Here is a 15,215-nt window from a genome sequence, read left to right as displayed (position 1 = left end):
CCTCTCCGTGCGAAGGGTTTTGGCGGTTTCCAACCTGGTTGCTTTGGAAGGCCATGATGGCTAGACCTCACCTGGTTTTTTAACGAAACCAATCGGAGCCTGTCATGCCATTCAACCCTGGAGGCGCCGTCGCAGGCGCCCAAGTCAACCAAAACCGGTCCGCTCGCGTAAGAGCGGTATCACCCCGCGTTGTCCGAGATAAGGCAGGCCATCCATGCGCTTCAGGTTTTCACGTGTGATGCCGGTGCTGCTGTTGGCGGCCGCTGCCGGCCTGCTGGGCGCGTGCGCGCAGGGCGGCGGCGTGCCGAACAGCGGCGCGCCGGTGGCCCTGAAGCCGGCCGACCTGCACTGGCTCAACACTGTCACCTTCGGTGCCGACCAGGCCAGCATCGAGCGGCTGCGCAAGCTGGGCCGCGAGCGCTATCTCGATGAACAGCTCGAGGCACCCGCCACCGATACCGGCGAACTCGCCGCCGCCATCGGCGCGCTGAGCATTGCGCAGCAGAGCGGCGAGCAACGGCTGCGCAGCGTGCGCGCCGAGCAGCAGCGCATCAATACGCTCGCCGACGATGCCGAAAAGCAAAAGGCGCGCGAGGCGCTCAACCGCAGCGGCAACGAGGTGCTGCTCGATACCAGCCGGCGCCACTTGCTGCGCGCGCTCTACTCTACAGCGCAGTTGCGCGAGCAGATGACGTGGTTCTGGATGAACCACTTCAGCGTGTATGCCGGCAAGGGCGCGGTGCGCTGGGTGCTGGCCGATTACGAGGACAAGGCGGTGCGCCCGCATGCACTGGGCAAGTTCCGCGACCTGCTGATGGCCACGGTGACCGCGCCGGCCATGCTGGAGTACCTGGACAACGCACAAAGCGCGGTCAACCGCATCAACGAGAACTATGCGCGCGAGCTGATGGAGTTGCATACGCTGGGTGTGTCCGGCGGCGCCAGCGGTTCGCGCTATTCGCAGCAGGACGTGCAGGAACTGGCCCGCGTGCTGACCGGTCTCGGCATCAACGGCAGCGGCCAGCCGCCGAAGTTGCCGCCGCAAATGCAGGCGCTTTACCGTGCCGACGGTGTGTTCGAGTTCAACCCGAACCGGCACGACTTCGGGCCCAAGACCTTGCTCGGCCATCGTATCGAGCCGAGCGGCTTCCACGAGGTAGAGCAGGCCGTGGACATGCTCAGCCGCGAGCCCGCCACAGCGCGCTTTATTGCCTGCAAGCTTGCTGCGTACTTTGTTGGCGATGCGCCGCCGCCGTCGCTGGTCAACCGCATGGCGGCCACCTTCACGCGGAGCGACGGCGATATTGCTGCGGTGCTGCGCACCATGTTCCTGTCGCCGGAGCTGAATGCAACGCTCGCCTCGGGCAACCGCAAGTTCAAGGAGCCGATGCAGTTCGTGGCCTCGTCGCTGCGGCTTGCCTATGACGGCCGCACGGTGGCCAACCTGCGTCCGGCCATCGGCTGGCTCAACCAGCTCGGCGAGCCGCTCTATGGCCGCATCACGCCGGACGGTTTCCCGGCCGCGGAGAGCGCCTGGGCCAGTTCGGGGCAGATGGTCAAGCGCTTCGAGATTGCCCGTGCCATCGGCTCCGGGCAGGCCGGATTGTTCTCCAGGGACGATGGCAAGCCCGCCGAGCGCACCGGATTTCCGCAACTGAGCAACCGTGTGTTTTTTGACAGCATCGAGCCGATTCTCGGGCCAGCCACGCGTACTGCGATGACGCAGGCGGCTTCGCAGGCGGAGTGGAACACCATCCTGCTTTCCTCTCCCGAGTGGATGCAGAACTGAGCGGCCCCGCCTTGGACCAAGGAGCACCCCATGCAACGACGTGAATGGCTCAAGGGCGCCGGGCTGGCCGGACTGGCCGCGCTGGCGCCCGGCATCGTCGCGCGCGCCTACGCGCTGCCGCAGCAGGCCGATGCGCGTTTCCTGCTGGTGTTCCTGCGCGGTGGCTACGATGCCACCAATGTGCTGGTGCCCGCGGGCAGCGATTTCTATTACGCGTCGCGCCCGACCATCGCCATCGCCAGGCCGGTTGCGCAGGGCGCCCCGGCCGATCCGCGCGCCGCGCTGTCGCTGGCGGCGGCCTTCGACGCTGGCGCGGGCAGGGGCATCGACACCTGGGCGCTGCATCCCGCGCTCAAGGACAGCCTGCTGCCCTTGTGGCAGAAGCAGCAGCTTGCCTTCGTGCCATTCGCGGGCACCGACGACCTGTCGCGCAGCCACTTCGAGACGCAGGACGGCGTCGAGGCCGGATTGCCGCTGGCCGGCGACGGGAAGGGCGGCGGGCGTGTCGATGCCTCGCTGCGCGGCACCGGCTTTCTCAACCGCTTGGCCGAATCCATGGGTGGACGTGCCGCGCCGGTGGCTTTCACCGACGGCTTGCCGATGGTGCTCAGCGGCGCGCTCAGCGTACCCAACGTCTCGCTCAAAGGCACTGGGCGCACGCCCTTCGACGAGCGCCAGACGCGCGTGCTGGCCCGGATGTATCGCGGCACGCGGTTCGAGTCGCTGATCAATGAAGGCTTCGAGCTGCGGCAGACGGTGGCGCAGGAGGCCGAGGCCATGCAGCGCCGCAACAGCATGATGGTCGCGAACCTGCCCGCGCAGGCCGAAACGGATATGGCCGGCCGCATGGAGGAAATGCAGGCGGCCAACCGCCGCGCGCTCAGCGCCAAGGGCTTCGAGCTGGAAGCGCGGCGCATGGCAAGCCTGATGCGCGATCGCTTCAATCTCGGCTTTATCGACGTGGGTGGCTGGGATACGCATGTGAACCAGGGCGGCGCGCAGGGACAACTGGCCAACCTGCTGGACAACCTGGGGCGCGGCGTCGCCGGCTTCGCCGACGAGATCGGTCCGACGTGGAGCAAGACCACGGTGGTGGTGGTCTCCGAGTTCGGCCGCACGTTCCGCGAGAACGGCACGCGCGGCACCGACCACGGCCACGGCACGGTGTACTGGGTGGCAGGCGGCACCGTGCGCGGCGGGCGCATTGCCGGCGAGCAGGTCGCGGTGGAGCAGCGTACGCTGAACCAGAATCGCGACTGGCCGGTGCGCAATGAATACCGCGCCATGCTGGGCGGCGTGTTCAAGCGCCTCTATGGGCTGGACGACGCGCGGCTGGCGCATGTGTTTCCCGGTAGCCGCGCGGTGGATATCGGACTGGTCTAGCGTCGTTCCCAGCCCTTGGCCAGGGGGTTTTGTTGCGCCGCAATGCTGCTTCGGCAGCTTGTTCCGGGGTCCGTGTCTGGCGCGAAAGCGGGGCGGCTGAGCGGCGGCACCCGCGCATGGCCCGGGCTTTCCACGGGCCGAGGCGGGTCCTATGCTATGCAGACGCCGCCGTCACCGGGGAGCTTGCCGTGTCCGTCCGCCCTTCCCTTTCTTCCGCGCAGATCGCCATGACGGCGCTCGCCAGCGCCGCCATGCTGGCTTGTCCCGCGCGCGGCGCCGACAGCGACCAGGAAAACCGTGGCCACGATCCCTTCTTCCAGGTCTCTTCGCGCATCGCCAACTGCCCGGAGCCACTCGGCCCTCGCGTGGACGCAGCGCAATGGCGGCGCGACGCGCATCACCGGATCGAGGACGGCAACCACTGCTATGTGGAAGGCCGTTGCCGCCTGGCCAATTCCTACCAGTACGAGCAGGAGATCGTGGAAAGCGTGCAGCGCCGCCTGCAGTCGCTGTCGCTAGCCATGCCGGGCTGGCAGGATTCCACGCTGTGGCTCACGGTGCGGGGGCGCTGGCTGCTGGTGCAGGGTTGCCTGGGGCGCGGCTTTGCGCGCCAGCCTTTCATGGCGGCGTTGCGCAACGTGGCGGATGTGGAAGTCGTGATCGACCAGACCACGCAGGATCCGGCACATGGGGTCCCCTACCCGCTGTTCGATGGTCGCCAGGGCGCGGCGGGGACGGCCCAGCCACAGGCGGCCGGAGCGCCGAAGTAAGCATTTTCCTGGTATGTGTGGATTCTTCAGCGCCGGGACCAATCCAGGTTGTGGGCCGTCATGCCAAGTGCTACCTTCGAGGCATGCTGGCGGCCCGGCCGGGCCAAATTCCCTCTGTCCGGGGGAATCGCCAGTGCGAGGTTTCTCGCTTGGGACAAGACATGTATGCTCACCCTGACGGGCCGAAGCGCGCCTACCGAAGACTGGGCGCGGTTTTATTTTCACTGCTGCTAGGCGGGCTTGCCGATGACGGGATGGCACAGCAAGGCCGGATTGACAGCGCGCCTGCCGAGGGCGTGCCCGGCACCATCTGCGACGCACCATGGTTCCGGTCGGGCGCGCGCGCGCAGATGGAGGCCAGTGGCGACATGCCGATGTCCATCACCATGACCATCCGGCATCCCGCGATCACGGAAAAGGGCTGCAGCGCATGGCTGGCGATCCACTCGAAGTCGGCGCTGGCGGCCATGATGGGCCCGCCGGTCGTCATGGACCAGGTGCACAGGATGAGCTTTGACAGGGACGCGACCGGTTCGGTGGCCAGCGTGAGCAGCCAGCACGCCACCATCAATGCGCAGGCGCGCTATACGCGGCTGTTCGGGCAGGCTTCGTTCCAGGGCAAGGGCGTGCTGACCTACGCGGGCCTGGCTGTGCGCGAGGGCGTGGTGTTGCCTGGCGAGACCCTTAGCTCCAGCCTGGACCTGGAGATACACAGCCTGTCAACGGGCGAACTGGTCACTACCATTCGTGCCCCCTCGGCCTCGGTCTCCGTTGGCGAGCGCCGGGTCGGCCGCGCGCAATCCATCGACACCGCGATGGGCCGCCGCCAATGCATGCCCATCACCTATGAGAAGCGTACCTCGCTGGGGCCGTTGTTGATGGGCGACGAAGTCATCCAGACCGAGCCGGCGGTCATGAACGTCACCGACTGGTACTGCCCGACCGAGGCGTTTGTGCTGCGCACGGAAGTGCGGCAGAAAGGGAAGGTCGAGAGGATCGATACGACGGCGATCGGCATGGACGAGGAGGCGCCATGAGTGACGATATGGATCTGCTGCCGGTGCTGCGGCAGCTCGAAACCGAAATGCACCAGCCTGCCGCCCGCGGCGACAGGAATCGGCTGGACGCGCTGTTGCACGAGGACTTCCTGGAGTTCGGCAGGTCCGGCGGCGTCTATACCAAGGCCGATACCCTGGACGAATTGCCCTCCGAAGCCGCCTCGGGCACGATCTGGGCGCAGGACTTCGCGCTGCGCCCGCTCGGGCCGGGTGTCGCCATGCTGACCTACCGGTCGGCGTGCCGGCGGCCGGAAGGCGGCCTGGATCGGCACACCCTGCGCGCGTCGATCTGGAAACTGACCGACAAGGGCTGGCAGATGTATTTTCATCAGGGCACGCCGGCTGACTCTTTTCTACTTGATGAGTTGCAACCCGGCTGACTTTGCCGCCTTTGTGTCAAAGGTCGCCGTGTATTCGCATTGTGCGTCGTGGCAGGCACGTTCGATCAAGCAGTCCGCAAAGTCGGCTGATGAGGAAGCGAATAGCCTCACGGCTTTCCAAACGGTCTCCGACGCTTCAACGGCCAACTCCTTCGTGCGCAGTAGCGTCTCGATGACCCGGACGATAGCGTCGCGTTGCGCGTCGTAGCATTTGCTCAACACCCAGACGAGCTCGACCAGTGCTACTTGTGTCACGTAGCCTGGCCGCTCGGAAGATAGCGATTCGATCAGGGCGTTGGCTCGAGGCGACTGGACGGGATCGTCCTGGGCAAGATAACGAACAAGTACGTTGGTATCGAGGCCAATCATCGTGCCGACGCTCCCTGTTCGGCGATGGCCATGTTCATGTCCTCCACTGAGACTGGCCGTTTCGGCGTGCCAATGATGCCCTTCAGGGCTGTTACCGATTGAATGGCCGGAACAACTTCATATCGGCCGGATTGTTCGTTCATGATGAATTCGATTCGGTCACCTGAACTTAACCCTAGTGCATTGCGCACGTCGACAGGGATGGTGACCTGCCCCTTCGAGGTCATGGTAGCTGACGTCATGGCGCGTTCCCGTGGCGGCTGATTTCCTTACTTTAATGTAAGGATAACGAAACCTCAAGCTGTGCATCGTGGCAACGATCTGCAAATAAAAAATAGCTTGCAATTAAATAGTGCGCAATATAAAGTTCAGCCCATGGACACGAAACGCACCTCCCGGACCCCGCAAGCAGCACCTGACGCGCTGGCCAATGGCGCGTCCGCGCTGTTGCTGGACCAGCAGTTCTGCTTTTCCGTGTACGCCACGTCACTGGCGCTGAACAAGCTGTATCGGAAGCTGCTGGCGCCGCTGGGCCTGACTTATCCGCAATACCTGGTGATGATGGTGCTGTGGGAGGCCGATGGCCTGACGGTTTCGGAAATCGGCGCGCGGCTGCATCTGGATTCGGCAACGCTGACCCCGTTGCTCAAGCGCATGGAAGCCCAGCAACTGGTGCGGCGCGAGCGTGCCACCGCCGACGAGCGGCAGGTGATAATCTCGCTGACTGTCGAAGGTCATGCGCTGAAGGAGCCGGCGGAAGCCGTGCCTCGCGCGGTGCTGTGCGCCTCGGGGTGCAGTGTCGATCAGATCGTGGCGGTGAAGGCCGAGCTCGACAAGCTGCGCGAGCGGTTTGCCGAAGCGGGGGCCTGAGCAGGATGAAGGCCCCGGCGCCGCGCCAGCGGCTGATGCCGGATGGGCTGGTCAGGATGACGGCCCCTTTGTATTGTGATTTATATAGTGAGCTATTTAATAGCTAGCTATTTAGCGTGGAAAGCTCCAGGGCTTTCTCGAACCGAAGGCTCGATGAGCCAATGTTTATCCCTTGTCAGGAGTGTCATCATGTCGATCGAAAAAGTCCTCTACCGTGCCGCCGCCACCGCAACCGGAGGCCGTGACGGCCGCGCCGTGTCTTCCGACAACGTGCTGGACGTCAAGCTGGCCACGCCGCGCGAACTCGGCGGCGCGGGTGGCGAGGGCACCAACCCGGAACAACTGTTCGCGGCGGGCTACTCGGCTTGTTTCATCGGTGCACTGAAGTTCGTCGCGGCCCGCGACAAGATAGCGCTGCCTGCCGATACCGCCATCACCGGGCAGGTTGGCATCGGCGTAATTCCCACCGGGTTCGGCATCGAGGTGGACCTGAACATCGCGTTGCCGGGCCTGGACCGCGCCGTCGCGCAGTCGCTGGTCGAAAAGGCCCACATCGTCTGCCCGTACTCGAATGCCACGCGCGGCAATATCGACGTGCGTCTCAACCTGGTCTGAGCATCGTTTCCCGGGCGGCCGGCGCGGACTCCCGTGCCGCTCACCCGGGAGCCGGCCCTGCGCGATGCTCTAGAATGAGCCTCCCCGCGCATGGGCCGGCTCGCCCGTCCTGCGCGCAAACAGCAGACGGACTACGGAGCCCAGTGCGCTACGAACTCACCGACTTGCGCCTGTTCCAGGCGATCGCGGAAGCACAGAGCCTGTCCAGTGGCGCCTGCGCCATCCATATCACGGCATCCGCCGCCAGCTACCGCCTCAAGAATCTCGAACACGCCATGGGCACGGCCTTGTTCGTGCGCAGCTCGCGCGGCATGGAGCTCACGCCTGCCGGCGAAACCCTGCTGGTGCACGTGCGTGACCTGCTGCGGGGCGTGGAGCGCATGCATGGCGAGGTAGGGCGGTTCTCCGCCGGCCTCAAGGGGCATATCCGGCTGCTGGCCAACAGCAGTTCGCTCAACGGCTTCATCATTCCCAGCGTGAGCCGTTTCCTTGCCGCAAATCCCGACGTCAATATCGACCTGGAAGAGCGCGCCAGCCAGGTAATTCCCGCTGCAGTGGCGGCGCAGGAGGCCGACATTGGCATCCTCGCCGGCGATATCGATGCTGGCGACGTCAAGGCCGTGCCCTACGCCGTGGACGAACTGATCCTCGCCGTGCCCGCCGACCATCCGCTCGCGCGCCAGCCGGAGATTCGCTTTGGCGCGGCGCTGGATTTCGATTTCGTATGCATGAGCCGGAACAGCAGCAATTTCCTATTCCTGCGCGACATGGCGCAGCGCGCCGGCAAAAGCCCGAACGTGCGGCTGCACGCCCACAGCTTCGAGGCCGTGCTGTCGCTGGTCGAAGCCGGCGTGGGCGTGGCATTGGTGCCGCGCAGCGTGGCCGCGGCGGCACTGCGCGAAGCGCGGGTGGCGGGGGGGCGGCTGGCCGAGCCCTGGGCCCGGCGCGAATTGAACCTGATCGTTCGGGCCGATGGCAAGCTGCCATCTTTTACGGCGGCCTTTGTGCAATTCCTGCTCGACGATCCTCGCGTCGCCACCACGCGCGAAGAGGGCGTGCCGGTCGAATAGGCGCCAGCGCTACGGTCTTCCCGGACTTGGCGCAGGCAAGCGGTATCCGCGTGTACATCGCGCCGGGCAAGCGCTTTTCCGGGAACCGACCCATCCCGCAAAGCACCAAAAAAAATGGCCGGCATTGCTGCCGGCCAAACGTCCTTCGACTCAATGAGCAAGCCAAGGTCGATATGATCATTCGCTGGCGTGGCCCACAGGCCTGCCAGCTTCTGCCGCGATGGAGATCAGAAACGGTGGCGCACGCCGGCCATGGCGCCGGTCTGGTTCTGGCCCGGCAGCGTATTCAGCGCGTTGGTGACGCCGTAGGTGGCCTGGCCCTTGTTGGCCACGTAGCCGAGCAGCAGGTAGGCGTCGGTGCGCTTGGACAGGGCATAGTCGGCATCGATCACGAACATCCACGAATTGTTGCTGTCCTTGCGCGCGTTGGTATAGTAAGCCGCGCCGGTCAGGCTGAAGGCCGGGGTGATGTTGTACAGCGCGCCAAGCCAGTACAGGTTGTCCTGGCGAACCGTGGGCGTGGCGAGTTCGTCGCGCAGCCAGCGGTAGCCGGCGAACAGCTTCGCATTGCCCAAGGCATAAGACCCGCCAATCGCGGCGCGCTTGGCCGCGGAGCCGGACGTGGCCACCGTGCTGCCCTGGTACTGGTCATAGGCGACGCCCACCGAGACCGGCCCGGTAGCGTACGCAACGCCACCGCCGAAATTCTTGCCGACCCGGAAATTGCCCGGGACTTCGCCGCCATTGGGGATGGTGCTGTCACGGCCGAAGCTATAGAAGCCGGTTGCGGTCAGGCCGCCGAACTTGCCGGTGTACTTGACGGCGTTGTCGGCACGGCCGTTGAAGCCCTGGGTATCGACCGAGTTGAGCGAGAAGCTGTTGCCGGCCGCCATCGGGTCATAGGCGGTGAACAGGTCATACAGCGAGTTTTGCTGACGGCCCAGCGTAATGGCGCCGAGGTCGTTCTGCAGGCCGACGTAAGCCTGGCGGCCGAACAGGCGGCTGCCTTGGGCCGACGTGCCGGTGTCGAGATTGAAGCCGCTTTCCAGCACGAAGATGCCCTTCAGGTTGTTGCCGAGATCTTCTACGCCACGAATGCCCCAGCGCGAACCGGAAAGGCCGCCGGACGTTACGCTATACAGCGAGCCGCCCCCGTTGGGACCTTGCACGTGGCTTTGGTAGAGGATGCCGGCATCGGCAATGCCGTAGAGCGTGACGCTGGAGGCGGTTTGGGCGGAGGCAATACCGGAGGCGGTGCATGCCGCCGCTGCGGCGGTCAGTACGAGGAGGGATTTTTTCACTATCGATCTCGGTTTTCTTGTATGGGCGAGGAGTGGTGCCTGCTGCCGGGGAGGGTCATGGGCGCGAAGCGAGCCAGGGACGTTCCACCGATGCGGCAGCCGCAGTCTGCGGTTGTTTTGTGACGCCAATATGAAAACAATTATGAAAAAATAAACATAACTATTGCCAAAAATGAAATTAAATATTGCGGCTTGCGCATGGAAGGCCGGCGCCCCCTGCGCTGGCTGGCACGCAATGCGTTATACAGTCCTTGTTTTGTAAATTCAATTTACAGGCTATAATTTGTATTTATAATTTACAAATCGTGGGCTGTATTTGTGCTTTACAGGCTATACTTTGTGAGCAAGTAGGCTGCCCCGGAGATCGCCATGGACTATCCCATCAAAGCCATCAGCCAGCTTCGCCCCATCCTGCAGGGGTTTCGCAAGGCAAGCGGGTTCACGCAGACAGAGGTCGCGGCAAAGCTCGGCATTACGCAGCAGTCCTATGCCCAACTGGAAGCCAATCCCGCCGCAGCCAGCATCGAGCGCCTGTACCGGGCGCTACAAGTCCTGGGCGTGGAATTGGTATTGAGCAGTTCGCCCACCGCGGAATCCGCAAGGCAGCCTGCTGGCACATCGATGCCAGCGAAACGCGGCACAGCGACTACGCTGGTGGCGCAGGATAGCGCCGGCTCAGGCAACGCCAGACGTGGCAAGGCAGCCGGGGTCGCGTCACCGAAGCGCGAGGCGTGGTAAGCATGGGACGCCGCTCACACAGGCAAAGGCTGCAGATCTGGATGAACGGTATCCCGGCTGGCATCTGGGAACGGGCGCAAGCCGAGTCACTGACCTACTTCGAGGAATGGACCCAGGACGAGCTAGGACGCCCCCTTTCCCTGTCGCTGCCGTTCAGGCCTGGCAACGCGCCCTACAAGGGCAGCATCGTCACCGACTTCTTCGACAACCTCCTGCCGGACAGCGACGCCATTCGCCGTCGTCTTGCGCAGCGCTACAGGACCGGCGGCGTCACGCCATTCGAACTGCTTTCCGTGCTGGGACGCGATTGCGTGGGCGCGCTACAACTGCTGGAGGAGGGCGATACGCCGGTCGACCTGATGGCGATCAACGGGAAGCCGCTGGCGGAAGCGGATATCGCGCGCTTGCTTCGGGATACCACCAGCGGCACGCCGCTGGGTGCCTACGATCAGGGTGAAGCGCTGCGCCTGTCGATTGCCGGGGCGCAGGAGAAGACCGCGCTCCTCCACCATCGGGGCCAGTGGATGCTGCCCCACGGCAGCACGCCGACCACCCACATCTTCAAGCTGCCGCTGGGCCTGGTGGGCAATATGCGGGCCGATATGCGCACCTCGGTGGAGAACGAGTGGCTGTGCGCGCAAATCGTTGCCGGCTACGGGCTTCCGGTGGCGCGCTGCGACATGGCCAGCTTCGAGGACCAGAAGGTGCTGGTCGTCGAGCGATTCGACCGCAGGCTGGCAAGCGATGGCAGCTGGATGGTCCGCCTCCCGCAAGAGGATTTCTGCCAGGCCACCGGTACGCCGGCCTTGCTGAAGTACCAGGCGGATGGTGGCCCAGGCATCGCGACCCTGATGGAGATGCTTGCAGGCTCGGAACAGGCGGAAGAGGATCGGCGCAACTTTTTCAAGGCGCAGCTAGCGTTCTGGTTGCTCGCCGCCACCGATGGCCATGCGAAGAATTTCAGTATCGCGCTGCTGCCTCGCGGCAACTACCGGTCCACGCCGCTCTACGACGTTCTGTCGGCACATCCCATCATGGGACCTGGCCGCAACCAGGTCGCGCCACAAAAAGCAAAGCTCGCCATGGCCGTTCGCGGCAGCGAGAACAACTACCTGATCGGGCAGATTCGCCGCAGGCACTGGCTTGCGCAAGGCCGCCAGGTTGGCCTGAGCGCGGGTAGCGTCGAGGAGATCATCGAGGAGCTGATTTCCTCGACGGAAACCGTATTGTCCGAAGTCGTGGCCAGCCTGCCGGTTGGCTTCCCGGCGGACCTGGCTGACGCGATCCTCGATGGCGTGCGGCGGCAGTCCCGCAAGCTGGCTGCCATGGCGGCATGACGGCATGACGGCGTCAGGATAAAAGCGCGCCACGCGCATCCGGGCTTTGTCCGCGCATGCTGGCGCCGGCCTACTGGCGCAACTGGAGCCAGGTGGGAAAGCGGCTGTCGAACACCTGCGGGGAAATATCGCTGAGATGCGAACATGCCTCGTCCGGCAGCGCGATGCTCAATTCGCTACGCCACACGACCACGCCGGCAAACCGGACGACCCGAATGCGCGACTCCCGTGGAACCGGGTACAAGGCAACATGCCCCGGGAGGGCTACCAATGAAACGCGCCGCCGTACCTCGCAGCTGACCCATCCGGACCTTTGGCGGCGCACCAATAACATGGCGGCAACCTGCCGGTGCAAGTAAAGCGCTCGCGTGACCAGAATGGACATCAAGAGCGCTGAGACCCAAAACATGATGTAGCTCCCTATGGCTGTCGCTCTCTTGTCCAACCCAAGGCGACTTGCAACGCGCAAAGTGTGCCACCTTGTCATCTTTGCGGATATCCGGCTTTCTACCCAGATCGTTGCAGCGACTCAGGAAACGAGGCGACCGCCGCGTGTGTCCTCATTTTTCTGACACAATGGATTCCGGATCCGCCAACATCAGCGTACCCACCTCATCCGGATGAAACGCCTGTCGATTCTTCTTGTGGCTGTGCTTGCCGCCTGTGCCCAGGCGCCACGGCAGCCGCTTGTCTTTGGTGGCGACACGGTCGCCGGTCCTCGCAGCAACGCACCCGGAGAACTGTTCCTGCCGACGGGCAGCGGTCCATTTCCTGCCATCGTGCTGCTGCACGGTTGCGACGGGGTAGGGCCGCACTATCGCGACTGGGCGCGCCGCCTTGCCGCCTGGGGCTATGCAACCCTGGTCGTGGACAGTTTCCGGCCGCGCGGCGTGAACACGGTGTGCAATCGCGGCATGCTGGTGCCCCCGGCGCTGCGGGCCGCCGATGCCTTTTCCGCCGCCGCGTATCTGCGCTCGCGGCCTGATGTGGACGCCGGCCGGATCGGCGTCATCGGTTTTTCCCACGGCGGCTGGACGGTGCTCAAGGCGGTGCTGGCGGACGCGGTGGCTGCCAACGCGGCGCAACCGTTCGCCGCCGCGATCGCGTTCTACCCGGGGTGCGAGCCCGCGCCCACGGCGCTGGCCACGGATACCCTGATCATGATTGGCGACGCGGATACCTGGACCCCCGCGCAACGCTGTGTGCGCTGGCGCGACGCCATAGAGGGCAACGGCCATGCTGTCGAACTGGTGATATATCCTGGCGCATTGCATGGATTCGACTCGGCACGGCCGCCCCATCCTTATGCAGGCCACGTGGTTGGGCGCGGTCCCGACGCCGCCGACGACGCGACCGCCAGGACCCGCCGTTTCCTGATGCAGCACCTGAACCAACCGTTGTCGGCGCCGCCGGGCGCACCTGGCTGACCAGGGCGGCTGCCGCACCCGGGCGAGTCCGGGCCAGCCGCCAAACGCCAGGGCAAAGGAGGCGTAACGATGAACATCCCAGCGAGCGCGGCCGCAACTTCGGACCGGGATCCTGCGCCGATCCGCATCTTCGATGCGCCGCGCGAAGCCTGGTTCAAGGCATCGTCCAATCCCTTCTTCCCGTACCTGCTGCAACGCATGGACGCAGGCATCGCAGGTCCCGGACCCGTACCTGAATGACCATTCCGCTATCCACACGCCTTCCCCCTTGGCTGCGGCGCGTGCTGCGCCCGCTGCTGGACCCGGCACGCCGCTATCGCTACGCCATGCTGATCCATGCGGGCAGGGTGGCGCTGGGACTGGCGACCTCGATCGCGCTGACCACCGGCCTCCACCTGCCTCACGGTGAATGGGCATCCATCACGCTGCTGGTCGTCATCGGCGGCCTGCAGCACCACGGCAATATCCGCAAGAAGGCGGTCGAGCGCGCCCTCGGCACGCTGTTCGGGGCGGGGGCGGGGCTGGTGATCATCTTGCAGCAATCGTATTTCCACGCGCCGATGCTCAGCTACGCGCTGATCGTCGTTGCCTGTGCCATCTGCGCGTATCAAGCGATCGGCAAGGGCGGCTATATCGCGCTGCTTTCCGCCATCACCATCTTCATCGTCGCCGGTCACGGCGAGAACGCGATTGCCGACGGGCTGTGGCGCGCGGCCGATGTGCTGATCGGCATCGCGATCGCAGTGTCGTTCTCCTTCGCCTTGCCCCTGCGCGCCACGTATTCGTGGCGCTACACGCTGGCGGAGGTATTGCGCAGCTGCGCCAGGGTGCACACCGCCATCGCCACGGAAGTTGCCTTCGACAACGCCGAACTGCAGCGCGCCATGGTCCTGCAAGGCGGTCTGCTGGTGCAATTGCGATCCCTGATGCCGTCGGTCGCCAAGGAGATCGACGTATCGATGGCGCAGCTCGAAGCCATCCAGCACAGCGTGCGCGTCGGCATCAGCCTGCTGGAAGTGCTCGCCGCCACCCGGCCGCGCGTGGACGATGACGATTCCAGGGCCTTCATCCGRAACGTTCTGTGCGAAGAGTCGCGCTGCGTCAACGCCATGCTGATTGGCATGGCGCGCGCCCTGGCATACGGCGTGGTCACGCGCCTGGCGCCACGCGGCGATTCACCGCTGGAGCGAATGATGGATGCAGTACCCGCGCAGTGGACTGGCTATGTGTCGCTGACGCTCCGGCTGTCTGGCGAGTTCGATGAGCTCCGGCAGCGGGTGGCGGCGATTGCGGACCAGTGGAATATTTGAAGGTTCTTCAAGCGGGTGACCCGTGAGGTTCCGCCGCTTCACGGCGAATTCATGTTTGTCATCCTGGCGGAAGACCCGGGGCGGATTTACTGCGGCCTGGAACAATTTCAGTGGCCATTACTGGCCTGACCAGAAATTTCGGCACGTCAATTTTATTCCTGCTGTGCGGCTCCTGTTGCCCGAGAGCCTGTATGAGGAATGATTGGGCCTGCGCCTGACGAATCGAACGCAACCAGAGGGAATCCATCGTGATGGGGCCGTGCGTTGCAAGGCCAGCACGGCGATCTGCGTGCCTCAATCCGGCCGCCAGGTGGTCCATGTACTTCGCAAATCCGTCGCTCGTGTCAGCACCGTGCTGTCCGGAGCAGCGCAAGCAGGCCGGCAAAGACCAGCCTGTTGCACACCAGCCTCCGCGCGCGGAGGCTCCCGCATCGATCACAGCAGGGCTGCCTGCGTGCCGTTGCCAAAGTTCTGCAAGGTGGGGATCTTCAGGTTCAGGTGCGAGCTGGCGTCGATCGTGTTCACGGTCGGGCCGACCTGAAATCCCGTGGTCGGGCTGGCGAAGCCGCCGCCGCCGACAACGTTCTGCGAATTGCCGCCGACGACAGAGAAGGCGCTGCCGCCGCGCACGGCGGACATGGTCTTGCCGTCGAGTTCCTTGTCCAGCGACAGGTCCTTGATCATGAGGGTCGATTGCATGGTGAGTCTCCTAAGGGGTTCGGTTGGGGAGCACCCTCCAGAAGGGCGCTCCGGTATTGCGTTACAGCGCGTTGCGTTACAGCGCGTTACAGCACGGCC

The 15,215-nt window shown here is 64.7% G+C and carries 17 protein-coding genes; 13 read left to right on the top strand and 4 right to left on the bottom strand.

What is annotated here, in order from left to right; genetic code table 11:
* Positions 1 to 214 precede the first annotated feature (214 nt).
* The 5 genes from AC1DQ3_RS27885 to AC1DQ3_RS27865 all read left to right on the top strand — a co-directional run bounded on the left by AC1DQ3_RS27885 (position 215) and on the right by AC1DQ3_RS27865 (position 5,380).
* The gene (locus tag AC1DQ3_RS27885; RefSeq protein ID WP_477123389.1) at positions 215 to 1,789 is read left to right on the top strand and encodes a DUF1800 domain-containing protein; all 1,575 of its coding nucleotides are present in this window, start codon (positions 215 to 217) and stop codon (positions 1,787 to 1,789) included.
* Between the two features lie 30 nt (positions 1,790 to 1,819).
* Positions 1,820 to 3,172, top strand: a complete 1,353-nt coding sequence (locus AC1DQ3_RS27880; RefSeq protein ID WP_477123388.1) for a DUF1501 domain-containing protein — start codon at positions 1,820 to 1,822, stop codon at positions 3,170 to 3,172.
* Between the two features lie 251 nt (positions 3,173 to 3,423).
* Positions 3,424 to 3,942 carry a BON domain-containing protein gene (locus AC1DQ3_RS27875; protein WP_477123428.1) on the top strand — a complete coding sequence of 173 codons (519 nt, stop codon included), beginning with the start codon at positions 3,424 to 3,426 and terminating at the stop codon, positions 3,940 to 3,942.
* 161 nt (positions 3,943 to 4,103) lie between these two features.
* Positions 4,104 to 4,979: a hypothetical protein gene (locus tag AC1DQ3_RS27870; protein ID WP_477123387.1), complete on the top strand. Its 876-nt coding sequence runs from the start codon at positions 4,104 to 4,106 to the stop codon at positions 4,977 to 4,979.
* Between the two features lie 8 nt (positions 4,980 to 4,987).
* Positions 4,988 to 5,380, top strand: coding sequence for a nuclear transport factor 2 family protein (locus tag AC1DQ3_RS27865; RefSeq protein WP_477123386.1), 393 nt, complete (start codon positions 4,988 to 4,990; stop codon positions 5,378 to 5,380).
* On the opposite strand, the gene AC1DQ3_RS27860 is transcribed toward AC1DQ3_RS27865, so the two are convergent.
* A complete protein-coding gene (locus AC1DQ3_RS27860) occupies positions 5,354 to 5,749 on the bottom strand; it encodes a PIN domain-containing protein (RefSeq protein WP_477123385.1) in 396 nt (131 codons plus the stop codon). The two genes, AC1DQ3_RS27865 and AC1DQ3_RS27860, sit on opposite strands and share 27 nt — an antisense overlap.
* A complete protein-coding gene (locus AC1DQ3_RS27855; RefSeq protein WP_477123384.1) occupies positions 5,746 to 5,991 on the bottom strand; it encodes an AbrB/MazE/SpoVT family DNA-binding domain-containing protein in 246 nt (81 codons plus the stop codon). The genes AC1DQ3_RS27860 and AC1DQ3_RS27855 overlap by 4 nt, the downstream gene beginning before the upstream one ends.
* 133 nt (positions 5,992 to 6,124) lie before the next feature.
* On the opposite strand from AC1DQ3_RS27855, the gene AC1DQ3_RS27850 reads away from it, so the two are divergent.
* The 3 genes from AC1DQ3_RS27850 to AC1DQ3_RS27840 all read left to right on the top strand — a co-directional run bounded on the left by AC1DQ3_RS27850 (position 6,125) and on the right by AC1DQ3_RS27840 (position 8,304).
* Positions 6,125 to 6,619, top strand: a complete 495-nt coding sequence (locus tag AC1DQ3_RS27850; RefSeq protein WP_477123383.1) for a MarR family winged helix-turn-helix transcriptional regulator — start codon at positions 6,125 to 6,127, stop codon at positions 6,617 to 6,619.
* 189 nt (positions 6,620 to 6,808) lie between these two features.
* On the top strand, positions 6,809 to 7,234 hold the full coding sequence (locus tag AC1DQ3_RS27845) for an organic hydroperoxide resistance protein (RefSeq protein WP_477123382.1): 426 nt from the start codon (positions 6,809 to 6,811) through the stop codon (positions 7,232 to 7,234).
* A 143-nt stretch (positions 7,235 to 7,377) separates the two neighbouring features.
* Positions 7,378 to 8,304: a LysR substrate-binding domain-containing protein gene (locus AC1DQ3_RS27840; protein WP_477123381.1), complete on the top strand. Its 927-nt coding sequence runs from the start codon at positions 7,378 to 7,380 to the stop codon at positions 8,302 to 8,304.
* Between the two features lie 227 nt (positions 8,305 to 8,531).
* Here the strand turns inward: AC1DQ3_RS27840 and AC1DQ3_RS27835 are convergent, their stop codons facing one another.
* A complete protein-coding gene (locus AC1DQ3_RS27835) occupies positions 8,532 to 9,605 on the bottom strand; it encodes a porin (protein WP_477123380.1) in 1,074 nt (357 codons plus the stop codon).
* A gap of 369 nt (positions 9,606 to 9,974) precedes the next feature.
* On the opposite strand from AC1DQ3_RS27835, the gene AC1DQ3_RS27830 reads away from it, so the two are divergent.
* The 5 genes from AC1DQ3_RS27830 (at position 9,975) to AC1DQ3_RS27810 (ending at position 14,417) form a co-directional block, all read left to right on the top strand.
* Positions 9,975 to 10,343 carry a helix-turn-helix domain-containing protein gene (locus AC1DQ3_RS27830; RefSeq protein ID WP_477123379.1) on the top strand — a complete coding sequence of 123 codons (369 nt, stop codon included), beginning with the start codon at positions 9,975 to 9,977 and terminating at the stop codon, positions 10,341 to 10,343.
* Positions 10,344 to 10,345: 2 nt separating this feature from the next.
* Positions 10,346 to 11,680 (top strand): type II toxin-antitoxin system HipA family toxin, encoded by a 1,335-nt coding sequence (locus AC1DQ3_RS27825; protein WP_477123378.1) that lies wholly within the window; start codon positions 10,346 to 10,348, stop codon positions 11,678 to 11,680.
* Positions 11,681 to 12,324: 644 nt separating this feature from the next.
* Positions 12,325 to 13,107: a dienelactone hydrolase family protein gene (locus AC1DQ3_RS27820; protein ID WP_477123377.1), complete on the top strand. Its 783-nt coding sequence runs from the start codon at positions 12,325 to 12,327 to the stop codon at positions 13,105 to 13,107.
* A gap of 69 nt (positions 13,108 to 13,176) precedes the next feature.
* Entirely contained in the window at positions 13,177 to 13,347 is a 171-nt protein-coding gene (locus AC1DQ3_RS27815; protein WP_477123376.1) for a hypothetical protein, read from the top strand.
* Positions 13,344 to 14,417 carry an FUSC family protein gene (locus AC1DQ3_RS27810; RefSeq protein WP_477123375.1) on the top strand — a complete coding sequence of 358 codons (1,074 nt, stop codon included), beginning with the start codon at positions 13,344 to 13,346 and terminating at the stop codon, positions 14,415 to 14,417. Before AC1DQ3_RS27815 ends, AC1DQ3_RS27810 begins: the two co-directional genes overlap by 4 nt.
* 435 nt (positions 14,418 to 14,852) lie before the next feature.
* Here AC1DQ3_RS27810 and AC1DQ3_RS27805 read toward each other — a convergent pair whose 3' ends face one another.
* Positions 14,853 to 15,116, bottom strand: coding sequence for a hypothetical protein (locus AC1DQ3_RS27805; RefSeq protein WP_477123374.1), 264 nt, complete (start codon positions 15,114 to 15,116; stop codon positions 14,853 to 14,855).
* Positions 15,117 to 15,215 lie beyond the last annotated feature (99 nt).

The organism is Cupriavidus sp. 01T418 (genome assembly GCF_056398885.1).
This window is presented reverse-complemented; position numbering and strand designations above follow the sequence as displayed.

What these genes read in the sequence shown, in the direction of transcription:
- AC1DQ3_RS27825 (WP_477123378.1), top strand. Translation starts at nt 10,346, where the DNA reads ATGGGACGCCGCTCACACAGGCAAAGGCTGCAGATCTGGATGAACGGT.
- AC1DQ3_RS27830 (WP_477123379.1), top strand. Translation starts at nt 9,975, where the DNA reads ATGGACTATCCCATCAAAGCCATCAGCCAGCTTCGCCCCATCCTGCAG.
- AC1DQ3_RS27880 (WP_477123388.1), top strand. Translation starts at nt 1,820, where the DNA reads ATGCAACGACGTGAATGGCTCAAGGGCGCCGGGCTGGCCGGACTGGCC.
- AC1DQ3_RS27805 (WP_477123374.1), bottom strand. Translation starts at nt 15,116, where the DNA reads ATGCAATCGACCCTCATGATCAAGGACCTGTCGCTGGACAAGGAACTC.
- AC1DQ3_RS27855 (WP_477123384.1), bottom strand. Translation starts at nt 5,991, where the DNA reads ATGACGTCAGCTACCATGACCTCGAAGGGGCAGGTCACCATCCCTGTC.
- AC1DQ3_RS27885 (WP_477123389.1), top strand. Translation starts at nt 215, where the DNA reads ATGCGCTTCAGGTTTTCACGTGTGATGCCGGTGCTGCTGTTGGCGGCC.
- AC1DQ3_RS27875 (WP_477123428.1), top strand. Translation starts at nt 3,424, where the DNA reads ATGCTGGCTTGTCCCGCGCGCGGCGCCGACAGCGACCAGGAAAACCGT.
- AC1DQ3_RS27850 (WP_477123383.1), top strand. Translation starts at nt 6,125, where the DNA reads ATGGACACGAAACGCACCTCCCGGACCCCGCAAGCAGCACCTGACGCG.
- AC1DQ3_RS27860 (WP_477123385.1), bottom strand. Translation starts at nt 5,749, where the DNA reads ATGATTGGCCTCGATACCAACGTACTTGTTCGTTATCTTGCCCAGGAC.
- AC1DQ3_RS27845 (WP_477123382.1), top strand. Translation starts at nt 6,809, where the DNA reads ATGTCGATCGAAAAAGTCCTCTACCGTGCCGCCGCCACCGCAACCGGA.
- AC1DQ3_RS27865 (WP_477123386.1), top strand. Translation starts at nt 4,988, where the DNA reads ATGGATCTGCTGCCGGTGCTGCGGCAGCTCGAAACCGAAATGCACCAG.
- AC1DQ3_RS27815 (WP_477123376.1), top strand. Translation starts at nt 13,177, where the DNA reads ATGAACATCCCAGCGAGCGCGGCCGCAACTTCGGACCGGGATCCTGCG.
- AC1DQ3_RS27870 (WP_477123387.1), top strand. Translation starts at nt 4,104, where the DNA reads ATGTATGCTCACCCTGACGGGCCGAAGCGCGCCTACCGAAGACTGGGC.